Source organism: Pseudomonadota bacterium, from assembly GCA_011049115.1.
Taxonomy (GTDB): domain Bacteria; phylum Desulfobacterota; class Anaeroferrophillalia; order Anaeroferrophillales; family Tharpellaceae; genus DSCM01.
In genome coordinates this window covers 1-22,631 of record DSCM01000069.1, presented here as the reverse complement: position 1 = coordinate 22,631, position 22,631 = coordinate 1, and the positions used below count along the sequence as shown (strand labels likewise).

At 50.6% G+C, this 22,631-nt stretch carries 21 protein-coding genes; 11 read left to right on the top strand and 10 right to left on the bottom strand.

What is annotated here, in order from left to right; genetic code table 11:
* Positions 1-172 precede the first annotated feature (172 nt).
* From ENN66_05505 to dxs, 5 genes are all read left to right on the top strand, one after another.
* Entirely contained in the window at positions 173-679 is a 507-nt protein-coding gene (locus tag ENN66_05505) for a hypothetical protein (protein ID HDS16054.1), read from the top strand.
* Positions 680-734: 55 nt separating this feature from the next.
* Positions 735-1,667, top strand: coding sequence for a thioredoxin-disulfide reductase (gene trxB, locus ENN66_05500; protein ID HDS16053.1), 933 nt, complete (start codon positions 735-737; stop codon positions 1,665-1,667).
* Between the two features lie 106 nt (positions 1,668-1,773).
* Positions 1,774-2,418 (top strand): protein-L-isoaspartate(D-aspartate) O-methyltransferase, encoded by a 645-nt coding sequence (locus ENN66_05495; GenBank protein HDS16052.1) that lies wholly within the window; start codon positions 1,774-1,776, stop codon positions 2,416-2,418.
* Entirely contained in the window at positions 2,405-3,277 is an 873-nt protein-coding gene (locus ENN66_05490; protein ID HDS16051.1) for a sigma-70 family RNA polymerase sigma factor, read from the top strand. The genes ENN66_05495 and ENN66_05490 overlap by 14 nt, the downstream gene beginning before the upstream one ends.
* A 23-nt stretch (positions 3,278-3,300) precedes the next feature.
* A complete protein-coding gene (gene dxs, locus ENN66_05485; GenBank protein ID HDS16050.1) occupies positions 3,301-5,187 on the top strand; it encodes a 1-deoxy-D-xylulose-5-phosphate synthase in 1,887 nt (628 codons plus the stop codon).
* Here dxs and ENN66_05480 read toward each other — a convergent pair.
* The 6 genes from ENN66_05480 to ENN66_05455 form a co-directional block, all read right to left on the bottom strand.
* A complete protein-coding gene (locus tag ENN66_05480; GenBank protein HDS16049.1) occupies positions 5,164-6,513 on the bottom strand; it encodes a phosphoglucosamine mutase in 1,350 nt (449 codons plus the stop codon). The genes dxs and ENN66_05480 overlap by 24 nt on opposite strands.
* A gap of 72 nt (positions 6,514-6,585) precedes the next feature.
* Complete coding sequence (locus ENN66_05475; protein ID HDS16048.1) at positions 6,586-7,545, bottom strand: hypothetical protein; 960 nt, start codon at positions 7,543-7,545, stop codon at positions 6,586-6,588.
* Positions 7,546-7,792: 247 nt separating this feature from the next.
* Positions 7,793-8,614: a TIGR00159 family protein gene (locus tag ENN66_05470; GenBank protein HDS16047.1), complete on the bottom strand. Its 822-nt coding sequence runs from the start codon at positions 8,612-8,614 to the stop codon at positions 7,793-7,795.
* A 15-nt stretch (positions 8,615-8,629) separates the two neighbouring features.
* Positions 8,630-9,847, bottom strand: a complete 1,218-nt coding sequence (gene folP, locus ENN66_05465) for a dihydropteroate synthase (protein HDS16046.1) — start codon at positions 9,845-9,847, stop codon at positions 8,630-8,632.
* Positions 9,848-9,866: 19 nt separating this feature from the next.
* The gene (locus ENN66_05460; protein HDS16045.1) at positions 9,867-10,583 is read right to left on the bottom strand and encodes a hypothetical protein; all 717 of its coding nucleotides are present in this window, start codon (positions 10,581-10,583) and stop codon (positions 9,867-9,869) included.
* 6 nt (positions 10,584-10,589) lie between these two features.
* The gene (locus ENN66_05455) at positions 10,590-12,464 is read right to left on the bottom strand and encodes an ATP-dependent metallopeptidase FtsH/Yme1/Tma family protein (GenBank protein HDS16044.1); all 1,875 of its coding nucleotides are present in this window, start codon (positions 12,462-12,464) and stop codon (positions 10,590-10,592) included.
* 299 nt (positions 12,465-12,763) lie between these two features.
* Here ENN66_05455 and der point away from each other — a divergent pair, with 299 nt between their 5' ends.
* The 4 genes from der to ENN66_05435 all read left to right on the top strand — a co-directional run bounded on the left by der (position 12,764) and on the right by ENN66_05435 (position 16,250).
* On the top strand, positions 12,764-14,119 hold the full coding sequence (gene der / locus ENN66_05450; GenBank protein HDS16043.1) for a ribosome biogenesis GTPase Der: 1,356 nt from the start codon (positions 12,764-12,766) through the stop codon (positions 14,117-14,119).
* Positions 14,120-14,329: 210 nt separating this feature from the next.
* Positions 14,330-14,620, top strand: a complete 291-nt coding sequence (locus ENN66_05445) for an integration host factor subunit beta (protein HDS16042.1) — start codon at positions 14,330-14,332, stop codon at positions 14,618-14,620.
* Positions 14,604-15,230, top strand: a complete 627-nt coding sequence (pgsA, locus tag ENN66_05440) for a CDP-diacylglycerol--glycerol-3-phosphate 3-phosphatidyltransferase (GenBank protein HDS16041.1) — start codon at positions 14,604-14,606, stop codon at positions 15,228-15,230. Before ENN66_05445 ends, pgsA begins: the two co-directional genes overlap by 17 nt.
* Before the next feature lie 105 nt (positions 15,231-15,335).
* A complete protein-coding gene (locus tag ENN66_05435; protein ID HDS16040.1) occupies positions 15,336-16,250 on the top strand; it encodes an ArsA family ATPase in 915 nt (304 codons plus the stop codon).
* A gap of 125 nt (positions 16,251-16,375) precedes the next feature.
* Here the strand turns inward: ENN66_05435 and ENN66_05430 are convergent, their stop codons facing one another.
* The 4 genes from ENN66_05430 to ENN66_05415 form a co-directional block, all read right to left on the bottom strand.
* Entirely contained in the window at positions 16,376-17,098 is a 723-nt protein-coding gene (locus tag ENN66_05430) for a 1-acyl-sn-glycerol-3-phosphate acyltransferase (protein HDS16039.1), read from the bottom strand.
* Between the two features lie 21 nt (positions 17,099-17,119).
* Positions 17,120-17,668, bottom strand: coding sequence for a GGDEF domain-containing protein (locus tag ENN66_05425; protein HDS16038.1), 549 nt, complete (start codon positions 17,666-17,668; stop codon positions 17,120-17,122).
* Between the two features lie 38 nt (positions 17,669-17,706).
* On the bottom strand, positions 17,707-18,519 hold the full coding sequence (locus ENN66_05420; GenBank protein ID HDS16037.1) for a hypothetical protein: 813 nt from the start codon (positions 18,517-18,519) through the stop codon (positions 17,707-17,709).
* 149 nt (positions 18,520-18,668) lie between these two features.
* A complete protein-coding gene (locus tag ENN66_05415) occupies positions 18,669-19,967 on the bottom strand; it encodes an MFS transporter (protein ID HDS16036.1) in 1,299 nt (432 codons plus the stop codon).
* Positions 19,968-20,132: 165 nt separating this feature from the next.
* On the opposite strand from ENN66_05415, the gene ENN66_05410 reads away from it, so the two are divergent.
* Entirely contained in the window at positions 20,133-21,320 is a 1,188-nt protein-coding gene (locus tag ENN66_05410; GenBank protein HDS16035.1) for a PDZ domain-containing protein, read from the top strand.
* 145 nt (positions 21,321-21,465) lie between these two features.
* Complete coding sequence (locus tag ENN66_05405; protein ID HDS16034.1) at positions 21,466-22,170, top strand: DUF3786 domain-containing protein; 705 nt, start codon at positions 21,466-21,468, stop codon at positions 22,168-22,170.
* Positions 22,171-22,631: the final 461 nt, after the last annotated feature.

The window sequence follows — 22,631 nt, the reverse complement described above, 5'->3', positions numbered from 1 at the left end:
CGTTATTTTTACCGATCAAGATGATGGGCGACGGGCTTGGGCGAGCCTACTGCCGGTACAGCAGCTAAAAAGTACGGCCGTTCTTTCCTGGCAGAGGCTTGATGGAAGCCAGGAAAAACATAAAATAAGACTTTTTTTAGAGCCACCGGGGAAACTCAAAATTCAGTGGTTGATGCCTTTTGGGGGCGTGGCGGCACAGATTCTGATAAAAGATGAGCAATTCTGGTTTTCCGACGCGCGCCGGCAGCGAACCTGGCAGGGAGCGGTTTCTGAAATGGATAGATTCTTTCATCCACAGGGCCGGTTGGGCTGGCAGCTGCCGACGGTACTTTTTACAGACTGGCAGCTATTGCTCAGCCGACCGCAAGAAGATGACGAGCAATTATCAGCTAAAGGCGCGGTGTCTGCCTACCTTGTCCAGGATGAAGGCCGAGCTTTGATTAAGGTGGTTCGTTTTGTCGACGGCCAGGAAATACATATTCGTCTTAGTGAGCTGCTCGAAGATCAGGCAGGGCAAATTTTTGCTCGCAGATTTGAGGTTCTCGGCAATAAGGCTCGGATAGTCCTGGAACTTAGTGAATTCAATCCTGACAGCCCTTTACCGGAGACAACCTTTGTTTATAACCAGCCCCATTTCAGTTTGATAGAGATAACCGATGAAATTCTCACCGAGCCCTGAAATAGATGGTTCAATAAAACTTTCCCAGAAGCGATACAATCAAAAGGAGATGCCAATGGCGGACAGTGATAATAATTATGAGGTTTTGATTATTGGTGGCGGACCGGCCGGGTTGACCGCCGGACTTTACGCAGCCCGGGCGCGATTGAAATGTGTGCTGCTCGAAAAGATGATTATGGGGGGACAGATTGCCACAACCGAGATGGTTGACAATTACCCCGGTTTTCCCGAAGGGATCACCGGAGCTCAAATCGGGCCCCTGTTTGAGACTCAGGCCAAACGGTTTGGTCTGGAAGTACGCCAGTTTCAGGAAGGGCTGCAGGTTGAACGCCGGGACGGTGGCTTCCTGATAACCTGCGCCAACCAAGATCAGCTTTTTACCCGAACCCTGATTGTGGCGACCGGCAGCTCCTGGACTCCGCTGGGAATTCCCGGAGAAGAAGAACTCAAGGGCGCCGGAGTTTCCTATTGTGCAACCTGTGACGGAGCTTTTTTCAAGGATCAGGAACTGGCGGTCATCGGCGGCGGCAATTCGGCCGTTGAGGAAGCCATTTTTCTCACTAAATTCGCCAGCAAGGTCTATATTATTCATCGGCGGGATCAGTTAAGGGCCGAAAAAATTGTGCAGGAAAGGGCCTTGGCCAATCCTAAGATCGAGGTGGTCTGGTCACATATACCGCTTGCCATTATCGGCGACAGAGAGGTCACCGGGATTCGGGTGCAAAATCTGAAAACCCAGGAAGAGCGTGTCTTGCCGGTGTCTGGAATCTTTATCTATGTCGGCATGCAGGCTAACAGCGAACTGGTCGCCGAACTGGTTGCCAGAGACGACAAAGGTTATATTAAGGCCGGAGAAGACACCGTGACCTCCTGCCCTGGTCTTTTTGCCGCCGGAGATGTCCGGCGTAAGCCTTTGCGGCAAGTGGCCACCGCAATTGGCGACGGGGCCACGGCCGCCATCATGGCGGAAAAATTTATTGAGCAGTGACCGAAATATCTTTGCAATTCTTAAGTCGATCCGGTAAAAGCAGATAAATTTGGTTCGGGAAAACCAGGTTTGACTCTAGGGTTTAGTTTAAAGGGAAATCACATCGATGGACTTCGCTCTCCTGCGTAAACGAATGGTGGAAGAACAGATAATTGCTCGAGGGATTACCGATCCACGAGTTGTCGAGGTGATGCGGCAGGTGCCGCGCCATCTTTTTGTCGACTCCGGTCTCGCGCACCAGGCCTACGGTGATTCGCCGTTGCCGATCGGGGAGGGGCAAACCATCAGTCAGCCTTATATCGTGGCTTATATTTTGTCGGCCCTGGCTTTAAATGGTCGGGAAAAGGTTCTGGATATCGGCATGGGTTCCGGTTATTTGACGGTGCTGCTCTCGTTTTTGGCCCAGAAAGTGTATGCGGTGGAAAGATTACGTTCTCTGGCTATTCCCGCGCGCCGTTTGATTGACCAGCTCGGATGTACGAACGTACTGGTCAAGATCTTTGACGGCAGCTACGGCTGGCCTGATGCCGCCCCTTTTGACGCCATTGCGGTTTCCGCCGTCGCTCAGGAAAAACCACCGGCCCCTTTACTCGAACAACTAACTATCGGTGGGCGGCTGGTAATCCCCCTGGCCACGTCCCAGGGGCAGCATCTGTATCGGATTACCCGGTACGGTGACCGTGATTTTGCAAGCGAGCGTTTGCTGGCCTGCAGTTTTGTCAAATTGGTAGAACGCCATGGCGGGAGATGATAAACACCTTTTCAACGGGGCGCTTGAATCCTATCTGGATGAAATTCGTAATATCCCGCTGCTCAATGAGGCCCAGGAAATAAATCTGGCTCAACGGGTGCAGAAAGGTGATGAAAAGGCGCGACAACAGATGATTGAAGCCAACCTGCGCCTGGTGGTTCATCTGGCGCGTCATTATCAGAATCGCGGTCTACCGACCGAGGACTTGATTGAAGAGGGTAATCTTGGTTTGATTCGCGCGGTGGAGCGTTTTAATCCCGATTTTAAATGCCGATTTTCCACTTACGCGGTTTGGTGGATCAGGCAATACATGAGTCGGGCCCTGATCAGCCAGAGCAAGATAATCCGTTTACCCGTGCATGTGGTTGACGAATTCAATACCTATCTCAAGGGTCGCCAGAAATTTTTTCGTGAGTTCGACCGTGATCCCAGTTTTGAAGAGGTCGCGGCTTACATTGAGCATGAGTTTACCTCGTTTGCACCGGCTATGGTTCGCCTCAATAATCTGGTCAGTCTGACTTCCGGCAACGGGGCCAATAGTGAAGACGACCGGGAAGATGGCAGTACTATCTCGTTGGAACTACTGGCCGATGAAAATAGTGAGAACCCGCTTGAACGGCTTGATCATGACCTGCGCCTGAAGATTATTCTTTGTTGGCTGGATGAATTGAGTCCCAAGGAAAGACTGGTTATCACTCGGCGTTTTGGTCTTTCCGAAGAGGAGACGCAGACACTTGAGGAAATCGGAAAAGAACTTAATCTGACCAGGGAAAGGATCAGGCAACTGGAAAAAGCGGCCTTGCATCGTTTAAAAAAAATAGTCGACAGTGGCGAATATACTTTGGATGATCTGGTTTAGGTTCGCCATGCTGGAAGCAGAGCATGAAACTAATTGATAAAATAAACGACCCGGATGATCTGCGAGCTCTGCGGATGGAGGAACTTCCTCATCTCGCGGCCGAAATCAGACATCTGATTCTTGAGACGGTATCCCGTAACGGCGGTCATCTGGCTCCGTCACTGGGTGTAGTTGAGTTGACCATCGCTTTACATTATGTGTTTGCGACCCCGCGCGATCTGATTGTCTGGGATGTCGGGCACCAGGCTTACGCCCATAAGATTCTGACCGGGCGGGCTCGGCGTTTTGCAACCCTGCGGCAATCCGGAGGCCTGAGCGGTTTTCCCAAACGGGAAGAAAGTCCTTTCGATACCTTTGACGTCGGTCACAGCAGCACATCGATTTCAGCGGCGCTGGGGATGGCTCTGGCGGCGGAACACCATCATCGCCGGCAGCGTGCGATCGCGGTGATCGGAGACGGTTCAATGACCGCCGGACTTGCTTTTGAAGCCTTGAACCACGCCGGTTCTCTGGACCGCGATCTACTAGTCATTCTTAACGACAATGAAATGTCGATTTCTCCCAATGTCGGCGCTCTGTCCGCTTATTTGAACCGGATTCTTACCGGTTCTGCGGTCAATCGTTTGCGCCATGATGTCAAATCAGTGCTGACCAATATTCCCAGATTTGGCGAAAGTGTTTTCAAAATGGTTAAACGGGCGGAAGAATCCTTCAAGGGATTTCTCATGCCGGAGGGAACCATCTTTGAAGATCTGGGGTTTCAGTATGTCGGCCCCCTGCCGGGTCATGATCTTGAGACCCTGATCGAAACCTTTGAAAACGTCAGCCATCTGGACGGCCCCATTCTGGTTCATGTGGTTACCCAGAAAGGTAAGGGTTACGGTCCGGCGGAAGCCGATCCGGCCAGTTTTCATGGCGTGGCCCCTTTTGACCTTGTCAGCGGTCGGAAAATTGGTTGTGGAGTTCCCAAAGCCCCGACCTTTACTGAAGTTTTTGGCCAGACCTTAAAAAAAATGGCGGAACTGGACGATCGGGTAGTCGGCATTACGGCCGCGATGCCGGCGGGAACCGGGGTCGAAGTCATGGCCGCGAAATATCCCGCCAGGGTCTACGACGTCGGCATTGCCGAACAACACGGAGTGACCATGGCCGCAGGGATGGCCAGTCAGGGTTTAAAACCTTATGTGGCAATCTATTCAACCTTTCTTCAGCGGGCTTTTGATCAGGTGCTTCACGATGTTGCCATGCAGAAACTTCCGGTTACCTTCTGTCTGGATCGGGCCGGCCTGGTCGGTGAGGATGGCGCCACCCATCATGGAACTTTTGATATTTCCTATTTGCGGATGATTCCGAATCTGACGATCATGGCCCCCAAAGATGAAAATGAGCTGCAGCATCTGCTGTTTACCAGTCTCCAACATGACGGGCCGGTGGCGCTACGTTATCCCCGGGGAAATGGATTGGGGGTGACGCTGGATAACGACTTCAAAATCATTCCGATAGGCAGCTGGGAAATCGTTCGCCCGGGACAGGACGCGGTTTTGCTGGCCGTGGGCTCTTGTGTTGCCACGGTGGTGGTGGCGGCTGAAAAAATGGCGACAGAGGACAATTTCAACTGCCAAGTGATCAATTGCCGTTACATTAAGCCGTTTGATGAAGCTTTACTGCGGGAATCTTTAAGTGGGTTTCGTCTGGTTTTTACCTTTGAAGAGAATGTCGCGGCCGGTGGTTTTGGCGGCGGGGTGCTTGAGTTTATGGCAGCCCAAAGGCTCTGGTCCAGCCGGGTGGTAACCGCAGCTTTGCCGGATCGTTTCATTACTCATGGTTCGCTCAGCGAGCTGCGCCATGAGCTGGGACTGGATGCCGAGGGGGTCCGACAACTGGTCTTAGGCCATAAAGCGATTGACTGAGCTGGCCAAATCCTCGGCGAAAATTTTTATTTCATCGAAATTTTCGCCCTCCAGCATGATTCTGAGCTTGTTTTCAGTTCCGGAATAACGGATCAGCAACCGACCTCGGTGGCCAAGCTTTTTTTCGACTTCCAGCACCTGCCGGTGAACCTCTGAGACCGTGTTGACAGGAATTTTTTCCCGCACCGGAACATTGATCAAAATCTGAGGGAAGATTTCCATTACCGCCGCCAGCTCAGCCAGATTTTTTTCTTCCTCGCGGATAACGGCAAGCACCTGAAGGGCGGAAAGAATTCCGTCGCCGGTAGTGTTGTGATCCATGAAAATCAGGTGCCCGGACTGTTCTCCCCCAAAGTTATAATCGTCAGCTCGCATCTTTTCCACAACATAACGGTCGCCGACCTGGGTTCGAAGCAATTTAATACCATTCTCCGCCAGAGTTCTTTCCAGGCCGAGATTACTCATTACCGTGGCGATCACGGTATTTTTTTTTAAGCGCTTACGCTTTTGCAGATGCAGGGCGCAGACCGCCATGATCTGATCACCGTCAACTACCTTGCCGCGGTGATCAACAAAAATAACCCGGTCCGCGTCACCGTCAAACGCGATACCGAGATCAGCGTGTTCCTCGATAACCTTGTGCTGAAGTTTTTCCGGATGCAGAGAACCGCAGCCGGCATTGATATTCTTGCCGTCCGGGTTAATTCCCAGACAGATAACTTCCGCTCCCAATTCACCAAAAACCGCCGGCGCAATTTTATAAGCGGCACCGTTACCACAGTCAACCACCAGTTTCATGCCGTCGAGGGTCAGTGAATCAGGGAAGGTGTTTTTTAGAAACACTATGTAACGACCGTTGGCGTCGTCAATCCGAAAAGCCTTGCCGATGGCGCCGGCCGTGGGACGCAATTGATCGATTCGGCGATTGATGATCAGATCTTCAATGCGCTCTTCCTCGCAGTCCGGCAGCTTAAAACCATCCCGGGAAAAAATTTTGATTCCGTTATCCTGAAAAGGGTTGTGAGAGGCCGAAATCACCATGCCGGCATCGGCGCGCATGCTGCGGGTCAAAAAGGCGATTCCGGGAGTCGGCATGGGGCCGATAAGGAGAACGTCCACCCCCATGGAACAGATTCCCGACACCAGAGCGCTTTCCAACATGTATCCGGAAAGCCTGGTATCCTTGCCGATAACGATTTTATGGCGATGGTCTCTGTCTTTGCAGACATAGGCGGTGGCCCGACCGATCTGCAGGGCGGTTTCCGCTGTGATGGGCTCGATATTGGCGGTGCCTCTGACACCGTCGGTGCCGAATAGTTTGGCCATGGTCAAAGTTCCTTATTCTTGATGCTGAGGCGTAGTTCGGCGATGAGTTCTAAAGATATATATACCCCGCCATCAGCCGCCACCTGTATTCTTCTTGAAAACTATTTCAATCTCTGCTGGATCCATTGACAAAAGCAGAATCTTGTCTGGAAGCTCAGCCATGACCGGAAAGGTATAGTACCCATTCTCAAGATCTTCTTGCAAGGGCCCCAGATCGACACTGATTCGGGCTTCTTTACGAATATCATCCACCTGCATGAGCAGCGGGCATTCGACGACAAGATCAACAAAATAATTGCTGATACCGATGCGACCATTTTCGTTGTCGCGGTTTTTAAATTCTATTCTGATGCCTTTGATAACTCTCTGAACCAGGGTTTCTTCAACTTCCACGGTGGCGATTATCGGAATTTCCGGGTTGACCGGCTTGAGCTCCTCGGAAGGGGTCAGGAGCTTGACTTCAAATTTAGTTGTTTGCCGCAGTTGGCTGACATCGAGAGGTTCAGAAAAAACGGTGTCATGTCGTTGAAGGTAGCTTTCCGAAGCGCGAATTAGGGCCTTGGGTGGTTCAATCCTGATTTCTCTGATCTGATAACCTTTCGGCGGCAGGCCATTGGTTTGGATGTTGATCGGCAGGTTGACCTTGACAAAGCGGTCAAGTTCAAGAACCAGAGTTTCAGGGTCGAGAAGCACAACGTCAACCCCCAGGGGCAGGTCATTGAAGGTTTGGTTGCTGAGACGAATAATATTTTTACCGGTTGTCGCTTTGTCGAGATTGACACTGATTGAAGGCGGGGTGCTGTTCAAAGGGCGCAGCAGTGTTTTGGTGCCTTTAACCCTGATATGAACACTGGTCGGAACCCTGGAAATGATAGCCATGTCTGCCGGAATGGAGGTAAACTCAATGGGTACGCTTAAAGCCATCTCAGTTTTACTTTTGACGGAGACAAAAAACCAGAGCAGGGCGGCGATAAAAACAGAGAGAATCTTCAGGGTTAGATTCTCAAAAAAAAGGGATCTTAGTGGAGCCATAGTTGCTATTTCAGATCAGGCTTGAGATTCTGGTTAACGATCCGGTAAATTTCTAATGCGGGAATGATCCCACAACCCAAATGATTTTTCACGGCCCGCAAATAAGTGCTCTTATCAGACTCAGCAGAGCTGGATAAGTTTCTTCACGGGACATCCCCTTCGGGGGTAACCCGTGAAGCACTTAACATTTTTTTGTTTTTGTGGTTGAAAAAATGTTGAAAAAAACAAGAAAATAACCTGTAAGGTACTAATGCGATTTTTCTGTGGCCGGGAAAATGTTTTTTAAGGTTTTTAAGATGCCTGACTTGTTGCGTGTCGGTGAAAAAATATTATTTAAAACCCGGCTTAACGATTCAGCATTCTGCTCCTTGGTTATTTTGCCCCCGATGCAAACGGAAATGCGACCGGTTTCTTCAGAAACGACAACCACCACCGCGTCCGTATCTTCGGAAACACCCATGGCGGCCCGGTGTCTGGTGCCGTAGGCTTTTTCAATCATAGGGTCGATAGCCAGGGGAAGAAAACAGCCGGCGGCAACGATTTTACCATCATCAATAATGACCGCGCCGTCATGTATCGGAGATGAGGGGTTGAAAATGCTCAGCAAGAGGGCATCACTGATTTTGGCGTTGATTTCAACCCCGCCTTCAACAATGCCGGGAATTTTGTTTTCCCTGGTGAAGACAATCAGAGCTCCGATCCTTTTCAGCGACATGGTCGTGCAGGCTTTAATGATCCCATCAAGGTAATAGAGTTCTTCGGCGTGGTTAAGAGCAAATGAGGTTTTGCCGAATTTGGCCAGCGCCCGGCGAATTTCATTCTGGAAAAGAACGATGACGATCAGGATAATCGAGCTCAGAAAGCTGTTCAGAATCCAGTGCAGGGTGTAGAATTCGAGCAGTAATGAAACCTGGTAAAAAATGAAAATCAGAAAAAGACCGAGAAGAATTTGAAAGGCGCGCGTGCCCCGAATGATCAGCAGGATCTGGTAAATTAGTATCGCGACAATAATGATATCAATAGCGTCAAGCCAGCGACTGTTGAGCAGGGTCTCGACAAATTGAGTCATAAATCTCAGTCTTTATCAGCGTTGGACGTTTTTGATGGCATCGATAATCGTAAGCGCCTGCCTGGTCGCCGCGACATCATGGACGCGAACGATTGCAGCTCCGTTGCAAACGGCCTGGGCCGCGGTGGCAACGGATGCCGCGAGGCGCTGGTTCACCGACGCACCGGTCAGTTTACCGATAAATGATTTGCGTGAGGTTCCAATCAGCAACGGTAGATCAAAGCCACGGAACTCGCGCAGATGTTTAAGCAGCAGAAGATTATGTTCGATGGTTTTACCAAAACCGATTCCCGGATCAAGAATCAATTTCTCCCGCACGATTCCGGCCGCCATAGCCGTGGCAATAGCTACCTCAAAATAAGTTGAGATTTCTGCGAACAGATCCTGGTAAAAGGGATCCTGCTGCATGGTTTTCGGCTGTTTTTGCATATGCATAAGACAGACGTAAACCTTACCGGCGGCAGCAACCTTTGCCATTTCCGGGTCAAAATTAAAAGCGCTGATGTCGTTGACAAGATCGGCTCCGGCGTCAATGGCGGCCGCCGCGACTCGACTTTTACAGGTGTCAATCGAAAGCGGCAGCCCCGGAAAACGGTGCCGCAGAGTCTCAATCACCGGCAGTACTCGACGAATCTCTTCTTCGTCGCTTACCGTGTCGGCTCCGGGTCTGGAGGATTCTCCACCGATATCTATAATGTCCGCCCCATCTTCGATCATGGCGCAGGCTTGATTAAGGGCTTCTTTCGGAGTAAAAAAGCGATTGCCGTCGGAAAATGAATCAGGGGTGACATTAAGAATGCCCATGATCAGTGATCTTTGTTTCAGATCAGCCTCCAGGTCCCTGCACTTGAAAAGACAACCGCTGTGTTTTTCCTGGTTTTTGAGAGTGATTTCAAGCCGGTCTGCCATCTGTGCCAAGGAAAAAGGCTGGGCCCTGAGTTTTTGGCAGAATTTGCGGAATTGCTTACGGGTCGCGCTTAAAATGGCATCACTGGCATCGACGCTGCAGTTGATTACCCCCCGAGTAACCGCAGCCTCGCCACCGACCGCAAGCATTTCCTGCTTGATGATGTTAGCCGCCGCAGCGGGTAGAGGACCGACACGGAAACTGTAATGCAGCATCTTGTTCTTCATCAGGCTGACACCGTGAATATCGGTGCCGATCTGGCGCATCAGAGCCGCAGCGTCGTGAGCTGATCTGATATCTAAAAGTCGAACATAATAATTACGCATAGGTAGGTGCCGTTTTTTATTATGATTTCTTTTCAGGTTTACTGGGGGCGCGTTTACTCAAATTAGTGATTTTACGCAAAAGACGATCAAAAATCCAGAGCTTACGTACACGCAAAAAAAACTTGACCTGGCTTTGTTCTTCTTTAGTACACTCCTGAGGACGATATTTAACCTTTAATCTGAGAATGGAGTACCTGTCCACTAAAGCCAGCCGTCTAATCAACGGCCGGAAAAAACGATTTGGAGGCAGGAATAGGGATGAATTAAAATCTATAATTGCCGGATTGCCGTTGACATCCACCATGATATTACTTTTGTGGCCGAGGTCAAGGTGAAGCACACCGCGATCATGTAAATCATCGGCAAGCCTCAGAAGCTTGGTGAAAAAGCTGCCGTCCAGCCGGCGACGGCAGCTTTTGATTTCTTCACCGTTGATACAGGTAATCAACAAGCACTTGTAATTTTCAAACCCGACAACCTGAGGAATGCCGCTCATCCCGGCGGCTTTGTCCAGGAGAAATCTTTCATAGGCCAAACTGAGAGGGCCCCATAGATGGGCTGCGATCCAGCCTTTGTTACGAAAATCCTTAGCAACCAGACACCGCTCGCCCTGACGTAAAAGTCTGATGTCCGGTTTCATTCCTTTGGCAGAGATCAGTTCTTTGCTGATTTGCCATGGTTGCCCCAGGTAGAAGGCGGTCTCTGAAGACCGGTTCTTTGCTTCAGTCGCACGCACGGTTTTTCAAGCCTGTCCCTCAGCCGGAGAGGGGTTGCTCTGCTTTGCAACGGCATCGGTGACGGCACTCTCGCTTACCTTGTCGGTAGTTGCTCCGGTCTGGACTAAGCCGATGATTTCATCGACCTCAATTCCGTTAATGCTTTCCTTTTCCAAAAGCTTTTGCGCCAGTTTATCCAGGGACTGCCGGTTATCAGTTACCAGCTGAAGGGCCTTGGCATGAGCATCATGGACAATCTCCTTGATCTCATCATCAATTTCAATCGCGGTTTTTTCACTGAAGTCGCGATTTTGGGCCATTTCCCGACCGAGAAAGATGTGTTCCTCCTTCTTGCCGAAACTGACCGGGCCCATTCGCCCCATACCCCATTCGCAGACCATTTTCCGGGCCAGATTGGTAGCCCTTTCGATGTCGTTACCAGCCCCGGTAGTGATATGATTGAGAGCAATTTCTTCTGCTACCCGGCCTCCAAGAAGAACGATGATATTGTTGATCAGATAATCCTTGTTGTAGGTGTGCCGCTCATCGATCGGCAGCTGCTGCGTCAGCCCTAGGGCCCGCCCCCTGGGAATGATAGTGACTTTATGAATCGGATCGGTGCCCGGCAGCAGCCGCGCGACAAGAGCATGTCCGGCTTCATGATAGGCGGTGTTGATTTTTTCGTCATGACTGATCACCAGACTGCGCCGTTCCGCGCCCATCATGACCTTGTCCTTGGCTTCTTCAAGGTCGGTCATTTCGACCTCTTTTTTATCTTCCCGGGCCGCGAGCAGGCTGGCTTCATTAATCAGATTGGCCAGGTCGGCGCCGGTAAAACCCGGGGTCCCGCGCGAGACGACCTTAAGGTCTACGTCCTTGGCCAGGGGAACCTTACGGGCATGAACCTTGAGAATGCCTTCGCGGCCTTTGACATCGGGGTTGGGAACCACCACCTGGCGATCAAAACGGCCAGGTCGGAGCAGGGCCGGGTCAAGGACGTCGGGACGGTTGGTGGCGGCAATCAGAATCACACCTTCATTTGATTCAAAACCGTCCATTTCCACCAAAAGCTGATTCAGGGTCTGTTCTCTTTCATCATGGCCACCGCCCAGGCCGGCCCCTCGATGGCGTCCGACAGCATCAATTTCATCAATGAAGATAATGCAGGGAGCATTCTTTTTGCCCTGAGTGAAAAGATCGCGGACCCGTGAAGCCCCGACGCCAACGAACATCTCGACAAAATCAGAACCGCTGATGCTGAAAAAGGGAACTTCGGCTTCTCCGGCAATGGCTTTGGCGAGCAGGGTTTTGCCGGTACCCGGAGGGCCGACCAGCAAAACGCCTTTGGGAATCTTGCCGCCCAGGCGGGTGAACTTTTTAGGCTCTTTTAAGAAATTGATGATTTCTTCGAGTTCCTCCTTGGCTTCCTCGATGCCGGCTACATCCTTGAAGGTAACCTTTTTCTGATCCTCATTCAGAAGCTTGGCGCGACTTTTGCCGAAAGACATGGCCTTGCCGCCACCGCCCTGCATCTGACGCATGAAAAAGATCCAGACGCCAATCAAGAGCAGCATCGGAAACCAGGAAATCAGGATCGACTGCCATAAAGGGGACTGGTCTTCAGGCTTGGCGGTAATTCTGATTCCTTTTTCGCGCAGCATTGCGATCAGGGAAGGATCTTCCGGGGCGTAGGTGCGAAAGGCGGTGCTGCCGTAAGTTCCAGAAATATTCTGGCCCTGAATCGTGATTTCACTGACTTGTCCGCTTTCAGCCAGTTCAATGAACTGGCTGAAGCTGACTTCCTGGCGAGCGGATCCGGGATGGTTGAACACATTAAAGACCATGATCATGATCAGACAGATCACCAGCCACAGCGCCAGATTTTTATAGAAAGGCTTCATATCCTGATTTTTTTTCATTGCCGACATAGGGTATTTTTATCCATAATATTTGAGTTGGAAGTTTGACGAGAGCACCGGAAGTCTTTTTAAAAAAAACCGCCCGTCAAAGGGGCGGGCGGCTTTTCAGGACTTTCTTTACTGGTCATCTAACATGAATTGGGGTCCTTTGGCAAGCAAAAACTCTTATTTTCAGGGGCCCTGGCGGCAGGCGTGAGCAGTTGTAATCCTTGCAAAAAAGTGAAAACCGTATTAGAAAGATCCTTTTTCAGGGGGGGGAACCCCGAAAACTCCAATTGCTGATGGAATTACGGATGAAAAAGTGTGTCGCTATAGTTGGTCGGCCTAACGTTGGCAAATCGACCTTATTTAATCGTCTTTTGCGGGAACGACGGGCAATCGTTGCCGACACCCCTGGAGTAACTCGGGATCGGCTTTTCGCAGAACTTAAATTCGATGATAAAAGCTGCCTGCTGGTTGATACAGGAGGGCTGGTCTTCGGGCATGAGGATGAATTACAAAAAGATGTTGGTCGTCAGACCCGGGCGGCGGTGACGGAAGCCGACATCATAATCTTTCTGCTTGATGGTCAGGTGGGAGTAAGCTCAGAAGACCTGGAACTGGCCTGCTACCTGCGGCGTACGGATAAACCCATTCTCTGGGTCATAAACAAATGTGAATCGCCTCTGGTTCAGGCCGGCACGGTAGATTTCTACAGTCTGGGAATGGAGACTTTTTATCAGGTTTCCGCAGAACATGGCGAAGGCATCTCGGCTTTGAAAGAAGGCCTGAGCGAGCTGCTGCCGCTCGACTCCATTGCCGTCTCCGAAGCTGAGGTGGCGGATAAATCCGTCATTCGGATTTCGGTCGTGGGTAAACCCAATGTCGGTAAATCATCACTTCTTAACTACCTGATCGGCAGTGATCGCCTGACAACCAGCCCCCGGCCCGGGACCACGGTTGACGCAGTTCAGGTAGAAATAAATCTTGGCGGGCAGGATTATCTGTTGCTGGATACGGCAGGTCTCAGGCGCCGGGCCAGAGTCTCGGAGGAGGTTGAAGTCCTCAGCAACGTGGCAACTATCAGGGCTATCGATTTTGCCCAGGTGGTGGTTCTGATGCTGGATGCAAGTGCCGGAATCACGGATCAGGATCTCACCTTATCTGCGCTGGCCCACGAAAAGGGCAAGGCCGTACTCTATATTTTCAACAAAACCGATCTCCTGGAAAAACGCAGGTCGCAACTTGCCCATCTCCAGACTGAACTGGCTGAACGACTGCAGGGCATAAAACGTCCGACGATCCTCAATACATCAGTTAAAGCCGGAATCGGCCTGGACAAAATCTTCCCGGCCCTTAACGCTCTTTTTCGCGTGCACAGTTTCCGGGTCGGAACCGGAGAACTCAATCGCTGGCTCAGAGAGGTGGTTGAAAAACATCAGCATCCGTTAATCAATCGTCGTCCACTGAAATTTTATTACATTACCCAGGTGCGCGATTCACCTCCGACGTTCGTAATTTTTGTCAATAAAATTAAAGGTATAAAACCATCTTACGAGCGTTATATGGAAAACCGGCTCATTGATGATTTTTCTTTTTACGGGGTTCCGGTTCGAATTTTTTTCAGAAAACGCGAAGGACGGCGTGTGAAAAAATAACTTTACCGGTCAGCTGTCTTGATTTGTCCACTTTTTAACCTTGGCGGATAATTTTCCCTTGACATAGTCAATTAGATATTGCTAATGAAATAAACAGGTTAAGTACTTCAAGGCGAAAGGTAGCCAAGGTCTGATTTTGGTCCTGTTCGGCGTGAAGAAAGGCTTCTTTAATCCTTTTCTTTCCCGGTATACTCCGGTAAAGGTTTACCGATGAATAAATCTGAGCTGATTGAGGAATTGTCAAATCGTTCCGATCTAAACCTGAAAGTCTCCGAAACCATTGTCAATCTTCTGATTGACAATATGAAAAAGGCTTTACTGGATGAGGATCGGATTGAGTTGCGGGGATTTGGCAGTTTTCACATTGAGTATTACAAACCTTATACCGGTCGCAATCCTAAAACCGGCGAATCGATTCAGGTTCAAGAAAAAAGGCTGCCATTTTTCAAGGTCGGCAAAGACCTTAAGGAACGGATCAATAATAATGGCCGGAATCAGTAGCTCCCAGCGACCTGCGGGAAAAAACTTAAACCTCTCTCGAGAGTGGATTAGGTCAGCTTTAAAAGATCCCGCTAATCTGCCCAATATTCTGACCTTGAGTCGGATAGTGGTTGTCCCGGTGGTTATCATGCTGCTTTATGTTGATAATCGCTGGCTCAATCTCCTGACTGCGATTCTGGTCGTGCTGGCTGCGATTACGGACGGCCTTGACGGGTATATGGCCAGGAAATATGGTTTTGAATCTACCTTGGGAAAGCTGCTTGATCCCGTGGCCGACAAGATTCTGCTGCTGTCGACCATGGTCATGCTGGCCTACCTGCAAAGGGCGCCGGCCTTTTTGGTTTGCCTGATTCTTTGTCGTGAAACGGCGGTGACCGGTCTGCGAGCGATCGCTGCGGAAAAAGGTAAGGTGATCGCGGCCAGCGCGATGGCCAAGTATAAAACGATTTTTCAGATTGTTGCAGTGGTGGCTTTGATTATCCACTATCCTTTTTTATGGGTGGACGCGCATGCAGTTGGGGTGTTTTTTATTTGGGTGGCCTTTTTCTATACTATGTGGACCGGGTATGCCTACTTCAGAGAGACCTACGCCCTGCTGATCTCTGACTGACCTGTCTTCTGGGGCGTGCCAAGAGGGAAGGGATGTTTTGTGAAATTGGTTTCGGAATTTGCCGGAGCCTTTTTTTTGGTTATAAACAGGCGGCGGTTATTTGCGATGAGCGCAACAGAAAACGGGTTTAAACAGATAACAAAAATTGAAATGTTTACGGGCAAGGGCGGGGTTGGCAAAACGACGATGTCGGTGGCATCGGCTCTGCATTATGCCGAGAGTGGACCGACCCTGCTGATTTCAACCGACCCCTCCGGTTCCCTTTCCGAAATTTTCAGTAAGGATCTTGATCAGGGGATCACCAGGGTTGCCGTCAATCTCGATGCCGTTGAGTTGACACGCGAATTGGTGCTGGAGCTCTGGCGGAAGAAATTTGCTGATGAAATTTATACAGTTCTTTCATCCTTTCTGCCGGTTGAGCGCGATATCATCGATTATATCGAAGGGGCTCCAGGCATTGATGAAGAATTTATGCTTGACTATCTCCTGACCATGGCCCGCTCGGGTAAATACCAAATGATTATCTGGGATACGGCGCCAACCATCGCGACGCTCAAGCTGCTTTTTATTCAGCAGATGTTTTATTCTCATCTGACCCAGGCTCAGAGAATCTATCTGAAGCTGAAAAAGGTTTTCAATAAGGTTGATCCGCTGGCTCTGATTGACCAATGGCGTACCCTGACCGTGGATATTATTACTCTTCTGCGGCAGCAGACCAGCGCCTGGGTGGTTGCCGGCGCCGAACGTCTACCAATCGAGCAGGCCCTTGATATCGCGGCCTCACTCAATGATTTTGGCATTCAGGTCAACGGCTTCATTCTTAATCGGATGCTGTCTGCAGATCTGTGTCAAAGCCATCCGTTCTGGCAGGCTAAGTTCGAGGCCCAGCAGAAATATCGACAGCGGCTGTTTGAACTAGCCGGTCAGTCTACGATCAAGGAGATTCCTGAACTTGGCGGCGAAATGCAGGTGGAGGGGTTACTGAGCGAGGTCAAGGGGAGGTTGCGACTTTCTTTTTGAATTTGGCGATGTGGTGAAGTCATAAACCATACCATTCCCCATTTGACCTCCCGGCGGCAAGATCAGACAATCTAGGGGACGCCGTGCTCCGCCGCTGGCTCTTGTCTTGACCTTCATCGGTCGGGCTAGGCTTCCAGACCAGCGTCGATTGCGTCCCTGGCCCTTTCCATGATTTCAGCTAAATTAACCCCGTCCTGGTGTTCCGGAAGCTGAATCACCGGCCCGAAGGTCAGCATCATGGTTCCGGGACGAATGCCGATTTTCCCTTTGGGTTGAAGGTTGCCGCTGTTGGTAATACTTAAAGGAAGAATCGGCAAGCCCAGCTGGGAGGCCAGCATAAAACCGCCTTTCTTGAACTTACCCAGCCGAACCGAGGCCGGCATGCGGGTTCCTTCGGCAAAAATAACAATTGAAATTTCGTTACGGCGCAGAATTTTGCCTTGGGTTTTCAATCTGGCGATAGCCTGCTGTAGGTTGCCGCGATCAATAATGATCGAGCCGCTGCGTTTCAAGGCCAGACCAAAGATTGGAATTTTTGTCAGTTCCCGTTTGGCAACAAACAGACAATGCAGGGCGCGGCAGCTGAAAATCGCATAAATATCAAGGAAGCTTTTATGGTTGGCGACAACCATGTAGGTTTGATGCGGGTCGATATTTTCCAGTCCTCGATAGACAACTTTGACCCCGCTAAGTTTCAGGTTGATCCAACCCCACCAGCTTCCACAGAATCTGATCCCGCGTCTCGACCAGGGGGTGAAGGTGACGATACAGGTTGCCACCGCCCAGAAAACAGTGTTGGGCACAATTATCAGAAGGCTGCGTATGGCATATAATAGCGATGTGAGCATTTTCCCTTTCCAGCCGGCGATTCACGCCTTTGGTTGCGACCTGAGTTCGAACTCGCCGGAGTAAATCACAACCTTGTTCTTGCCTTGGCGTTTGGCCTGATAGAGTGCGGCGTCGGCAGCCTGAATCAGCAGAGGCTGATTACTGATCATGCCTTCAGGGTAGGCGGCGACGCCCGCGCTGAAGGTGAATTTCAAGTTATGTTTCTGAAACTTGACTTCCAGGCTTTCAACCTTTCTGCGTAATCTTTCCATGATTCGATGGCAATTGTTTGATGAAGCTCCCGGGGTGACAACCATGAACTCCTCTCCCCCGTAGCGCAAAGCGAACTCCGATACCCTGATCTCTTCCTTGATGATATCCGCGAACTCGCGCAGAACCTGATCCCCGGCCTGGTGGCCGTAAACATCATTGATTTGTTTGAAATCGTCGATGTCAAACATGGCCACCGACAGAATCTGCTGATGGCGGTGGGATCCTTCAAACTCTTCATAGAGGCGTTTCATCCCGTAGCGGCGATTGAGCAGGCCGGTTAGTTCATCGATGGCGGCCAGGGTTTCCAGCTTCTTCATAAGGATGCTGTTGTAGAGAAAGGGCGCGGCCTGATTGATCAGATTCCGGCTTTCAAGGGAAAAAAGTCAGCTTTAAAATCCTTATGCGCACTGAGAATGCAAAGACCCACCTTGGTAAACTGGTAACACAGGGGCAGGTAGGCGACCGCGTTCGGTTTTATGGCTCCGATTCCGATATTAAAACGAATAGGGAGATTATCGATATCCTCAAAAACAACAATTTCTCCGCGCTTGATAATCTCGTAGCAATAGTTCTGATCGAGGGCCTGGTTGTCAATCAGCAGATGACAGTTATTAATTTTTTCGAGAAGACCGTTTTCAAATTTATAAAGACAGCCGCCATCCGCGCCAAAATAATCCTTGAAACTTTCGACAATCGTCTGGGCGGTCACTTCAATCCCGACTTGCTTCTGCAGGTTCTCCAGAAAGGTGGCGGTTTTTCTTTCCGAACTCAGTAAACGATGCAAGGTTGACACGAAAACATTATATTCATTGGTGATCATTCCGATGGTATCGGCCGAGTCGGCTTGCAGCAGGTAGTCTTCCTGGTTGAATTCCGTATCTTTTTTCCATAAGAGATCTTTCAGCCTGAGGCGAAAGCTGGAAATTTTCGCTTGCAGTTGTTTCAGGTAAAGATCAACGACCTTTTTAAAAAAAAAATAGTTACAGATGCCGACGATGATTCCGGCGCTCACGCAAAGAGCGAAAAAAAGGGACTTGAAGACCTTGTGGGCCGGCAAATCGAGCAGGAGAAAGGTAAAAAAGGGAAAGATCAGGCCCATGCCGAAGCCAAAACCGATCATGCGCAAAAAGAGGTCGTGGCTGATGCTTGAAGTAAGGCGTTTTTTCATGTGAGAATGGTTGTTGCTTGGTCGAAAAGATCTTGTGTGAGCAAGAATGTTGAACTTGTTTTTTACAAGCTGGGCTACTAGCGGTTAGGACGGGGTTTGTCAATCTTTCTTTTTGTGCAAGCGCATCATCATTATCTGGTGGTTTATTGTTACCGACTGCAAATCAGGCGTATTCGGCGTGGTGCGGCCAGCCAGAAAAAAAGGCAGGAGAGCCAGAGGGCGGCAATATCTAACATGAATGCAAGCTGATAAGAGTTGACACGATCAAAAACCAATCCGGAAAACCAGGCTCCGACGGCACCGCCGAAGCCCAGATTCAAAGATAAGAGACCGAAGATGCGACCGAAATGGCGACCCTGAAAGATATCGGCCGCGATTGAGGGGAACAGCGGGGCCGCGGCACCGTAACCAAAACCGAAACAGACGGCGAACAGATAGGGCAGCAGTTGCGGGTTAAAAGGCATCCCATGTAGAGCGAGCACTCCCAGCGTGGCGGAGGCCATGCCGATGGTGTTGGCGGTTTCCCGGTTCCAGCGATCGCCGAAAAATCCCAGAGTGATTTTGCCGATCGAGCCACAGATACCGAGCAGGCCGAAAATGGAGGCGGCATTGCGCGGCGACAGGCCGCCATCGACAAGACCGGCTACGGCGTGCAGCAATACGCCTTGAATGGCAAAGGGTCCGAGGAAAAAACCTCCGGCCAGAAACCAGAACTGGCGGGTTTTAATAGCCTTTTGACAGGTCCACTCAATCACCGTCCAGGAATGATTGAGAATGGTCGGAATGCCGCTGCGGCTCGGCCGTCCTGATGTCGGCGAGCAATCTTCGTTCGCCAGACCATCGGCCTGTAAACCCAGTTGCTGCGGATCACGGCGCTGGAAAAAGAGGTTGATCGGGATGGTGAAAAGCACTATGATCGCCAGAATCTGATAGGCGAAGCGCCACCCCTGACGACTGATCAATGCCTGCATTAAAGGAGGAATAGTCAGCATGCCGATTCCGACCCCGGACATGGCCAGCCCCATGGCCAGGCCTCGGCGGCGGACAAACCAACGGGGCAGAAAAGCGGCATGCGGAACAAAACCGATGAGACTGACCCCAATGGCGGCCAGAATTCCGTAAAACAGATAAAAATCATGCATCGTATTGGCCCGGGTCAGAGCCTTGAGAGCTACGGCCAGCCACAGCGCGCCGACCGGAATTACCAGGCGTGGCCCGAAGCGATCAATCAACCATCCGGTAAGAAAGGCGAAAAGATAATGGGAGATGGTAAAAAGCGAAAAAATTCCCGCCGTGTCCGCCCTCTGCCACGAAAAATCCGCAATGATGGCGAGATAGAAAACGGAGAATGAGTACCAGACGCCAAAGGCAACCCCCAGGGTTAAAAAGGAGGTTATAACAATTATCCAGCCATAGTAATAAAAATCGGGTTTTCCGTTTTTTCGCAAGAGGGCCTTTGCTCACAAGGAGTTAAGTTGTTCGACTTGCCTGGCGTGATTGGCCACCAAGAATGGCCATGTTTTGTATCAGTAAAGCTTAAGTCAACGCAACTATAAATTATCTTGATAACTTGGCCAAGCAGCATCAGCCTGTTTTCTCCGGAGGTTTAAGTTTTGAAAGTTTTTCTGTTTGTAGTCTCTCTGACGTTTATCCTGTCGGCCTGCAGTGGCCGGGAAGTCTCTTCCCCGGCTTTTACCGGCTCCCCTTATTTTGATCCGGATCGGCTCGACAAGGACGAAATCCTGCATCTGCCGACCGGCACCCTGATCAGTCGCGAGGAACTCTATTCTCTGCTGCAATCATCTGAAATCGTTTATTTTGGCGAAGGGCACGATAATATCTATGACCATCGGGTGGAGCTGGAGTTGATTAAAGAGTTCTGGCGGCGGCGGGCCGGACAACTGGCGGTCGGCCTTGAAATGCTGGCGGCGGTCAATCAGGACCAAATAGACCAGTGGCTGGCGGGAAAACTTGAGGACGAAGATTTTTTACGTCTTTTCGCCGCCGATTGGGGCTTGGATGATTTTGTTTATTATCGGGAAATATTCTCCTTTATCAAGGATCAACAAATTCCTCTGCGGGCCTTGAATATCTCCCGCCGGGAAAAAATGGCCTACATGGGCGGCGGCGGGACTCCCAGCCAAGGGAGCCTGCATGAGAAGCTGTCAGGGATTGACGATATTTATCAGGAGGAGGCCTTGCGGGCGATGTTTGCGGGCCACGCCGAGGGGCGGGGCGATCTTGAGATCTTTATGCGAATCCACCAGCTCTGGGAAAACACCATGGCCGAGAATATCGTGAACTGGCTTAAGAGCCCTGCGGGTGAAGGTAAAACCCTGCTGGTGCTCAGCGGCGCCTTTCATGTGGCCCACGGCTATGGTCTGCCGCGGCGGGTTTTTCAGCGTCTGCGGCGTCCTTACGCGATCGTGCTGACCCACACGCCATCCGACCTGGTTGAAAATGAGCGGCGCACGATGGAGGTCGATTTCCCGGGGCTTCCTCTCTATCTGGGCGATTTTATCTGGTGCGTACCCTATCGCAATCTCAAGGATGTTCAGGCTCGTCTCGGGGTGGGCTTGCGGGAAACCCCGAGCGGACTGGAAATTACCAAGCTCGAGGACGACGGCGCGGCCGCCGCCAATGGTCTGCTTCCGGGTGATCTGATTGTCGCGGTCGAGGGCCGGGAGAGCCGAGAGGTCTTCACGCTGAAAATGTTGCTGCTGAATAAGGTTAAAGGCGACACCATCGACCTGCGGATAGTTCGGGACGGCGTGGAAAAGGTTTTGGCGGTGCGCCTGTGAAACATTATTTATAAGAGCTTCACACGGGCTGACCGGCCGGCGCGGGGCGAAGATTTTTTCACGGTTTGACCTTCGGATCGTTTATCCTCAGTGTTTGTGCAGGGGACTATAATGTCGTCGCATTTTATCTGACTGCGGGAGTATCATGTTTAAAGATTCTTCGGCCGGACCGGTTGACCCCGAAAGCAATCGGCAATATTCACGGTTTGATCAACTTAATCCGCAGTGGTGGGATTTGCTGGCGAGACTGACCAACTCCGGCGAGGCTTTGCCGGAGCATGTGCGGCTGGTCGGAAATGAGCTGGAAATTCCATGGTTTAATCGCAGGCTGAGATTGAACCCGGCTGAACGGAATCTTTATTTTCAGCCATTGACCAGCGCTTCACCGAGTTGGCAGGAGGGGCTGGTAATTATGGTTTTATTCAAGTATCTGGCGGCCCATCGCCGGCTGCCGCCCCCCTCTGCCTTGAGCAATGAAAATCATTTGTCCGGCGGTCCTACCTTTTTTCGCGGGCCGCACCTTTCCGCCTCAACCCTGATAGCCCGCCGTTTCAGCGCCGCCGGTGCGCAAATGCTGAAACAAGGTGAACTCTGGGGCGGCAGACCCGCGTGTTATGGTGAGTTTTCGCTTTCTTTTGAGGTTTTCCCGGGGCTTGACTGGCAGGTCGTCCTTTGGGAGGCCGATGCCGAGTTTTCGGCCCGGGCCCAGTACCTTTTCGACAAGGGCCTGGAAAAGGTCTTCCCTCTCGATGTCATCTGGGCCCTGGGCAATGTCATTGCCGCCAAACTGATGAATGCCGGTTCAGTCATTTTAAGAACGGAAGTGCAAAAAACAGAAATCCGATTCTAAGGGGGTATTATTTCTTCTTGACTTCCGCGGCCATATAGATGTTGGGTAAAGGGCTAGGGAGTGTAGATTGTTACGATAAACCTCAACTTCGTGATTTTTTCACAAAGTTGAGGTTGGCAATGGCAATTAACTGACCATGCCGCACCAAACTATTGAGTTATGTTCTTTAGGTATGGCTCTCAAAATAGGTATTGTAATCAGTTGTGATTAATGCTTATAGGATCTGCGCAAAAATTAATAAGCATTAATCTCAACTTTCTGAGTTGGGTTAGGCAGCTAAATTTACAGTATTATTCAGGGTTGATCTTCTACCTGTTTCAATAAAGTCGATTGCCGCGCCCATAATCGCGTTAATCATAGCGGAAATTACGGATTCTGCAACATTGGCCGATGCCCGAATCTTTTCTAGTTATGACAACCGAAATTTGACCAGTTGTGATTATCGAAAATTGATCACCCTG

What these genes read in the sequence shown, in the direction of transcription:
- ENN66_05430 (HDS16039.1), bottom strand. Translation starts at nt 17,098, where the DNA reads ATGCTCACATCGCTATTATATGCCATACGCAGCCTTCTGATAATTGTG.
- der (HDS16043.1), top strand. Translation starts at nt 12,764, where the DNA reads ATGGAATTACGGATGAAAAAGTGTGTCGCTATAGTTGGTCGGCCTAAC.
- dxs (HDS16050.1), top strand. Translation starts at nt 3,301, where the DNA reads ATGAAACTAATTGATAAAATAAACGACCCGGATGATCTGCGAGCTCTG.
- ENN66_05445 (HDS16042.1), top strand. Translation starts at nt 14,330, where the DNA reads ATGAATAAATCTGAGCTGATTGAGGAATTGTCAAATCGTTCCGATCTA.
- ENN66_05495 (HDS16052.1), top strand. Translation starts at nt 1,774, where the DNA reads ATGGACTTCGCTCTCCTGCGTAAACGAATGGTGGAAGAACAGATAATT.
- trxB (HDS16053.1), top strand. Translation starts at nt 735, where the DNA reads ATGGCGGACAGTGATAATAATTATGAGGTTTTGATTATTGGTGGCGGA.
- ENN66_05480 (HDS16049.1), bottom strand. Translation starts at nt 6,513, where the DNA reads ATGGCCAAACTATTCGGCACCGACGGTGTCAGAGGCACCGCCAATATC.
- ENN66_05470 (HDS16047.1), bottom strand. Translation starts at nt 8,614, where the DNA reads ATGACTCAATTTGTCGAGACCCTGCTCAACAGTCGCTGGCTTGACGCT.
- folP (HDS16046.1), bottom strand. Translation starts at nt 9,847, where the DNA reads ATGCGTAATTATTATGTTCGACTTTTAGATATCAGATCAGCTCACGAC.
- ENN66_05425 (HDS16038.1), bottom strand. Translation starts at nt 17,668, where the DNA reads ATGAAGAAGCTGGAAACCCTGGCCGCCATCGATGAACTAACCGGCCTG.
- pgsA (HDS16041.1), top strand. Translation starts at nt 14,604, where the DNA reads ATGGCCGGAATCAGTAGCTCCCAGCGACCTGCGGGAAAAAACTTAAAC.
- ENN66_05475 (HDS16048.1), bottom strand. Translation starts at nt 7,545, where the DNA reads ATGGCTCCACTAAGATCCCTTTTTTTTGAGAATCTAACCCTGAAGATT.
- ENN66_05505 (HDS16054.1), top strand. Translation starts at nt 173, where the DNA reads ATGCCTTTTGGGGGCGTGGCGGCACAGATTCTGATAAAAGATGAGCAA.
- ENN66_05490 (HDS16051.1), top strand. Translation starts at nt 2,405, where the DNA reads ATGGCGGGAGATGATAAACACCTTTTCAACGGGGCGCTTGAATCCTAT.
- ENN66_05420 (HDS16037.1), bottom strand. Translation starts at nt 18,519, where the DNA reads ATGAAAAAACGCCTTACTTCAAGCATCAGCCACGACCTCTTTTTGCGC.
- ENN66_05455 (HDS16044.1), bottom strand. Translation starts at nt 12,464, where the DNA reads ATGAAGCCTTTCTATAAAAATCTGGCGCTGTGGCTGGTGATCTGTCTG.
- ENN66_05435 (HDS16040.1), top strand. Translation starts at nt 15,336, where the DNA reads ATGAGCGCAACAGAAAACGGGTTTAAACAGATAACAAAAATTGAAATG.
- ENN66_05405 (HDS16034.1), top strand. Translation starts at nt 21,466, where the DNA reads ATGTTTAAAGATTCTTCGGCCGGACCGGTTGACCCCGAAAGCAATCGG.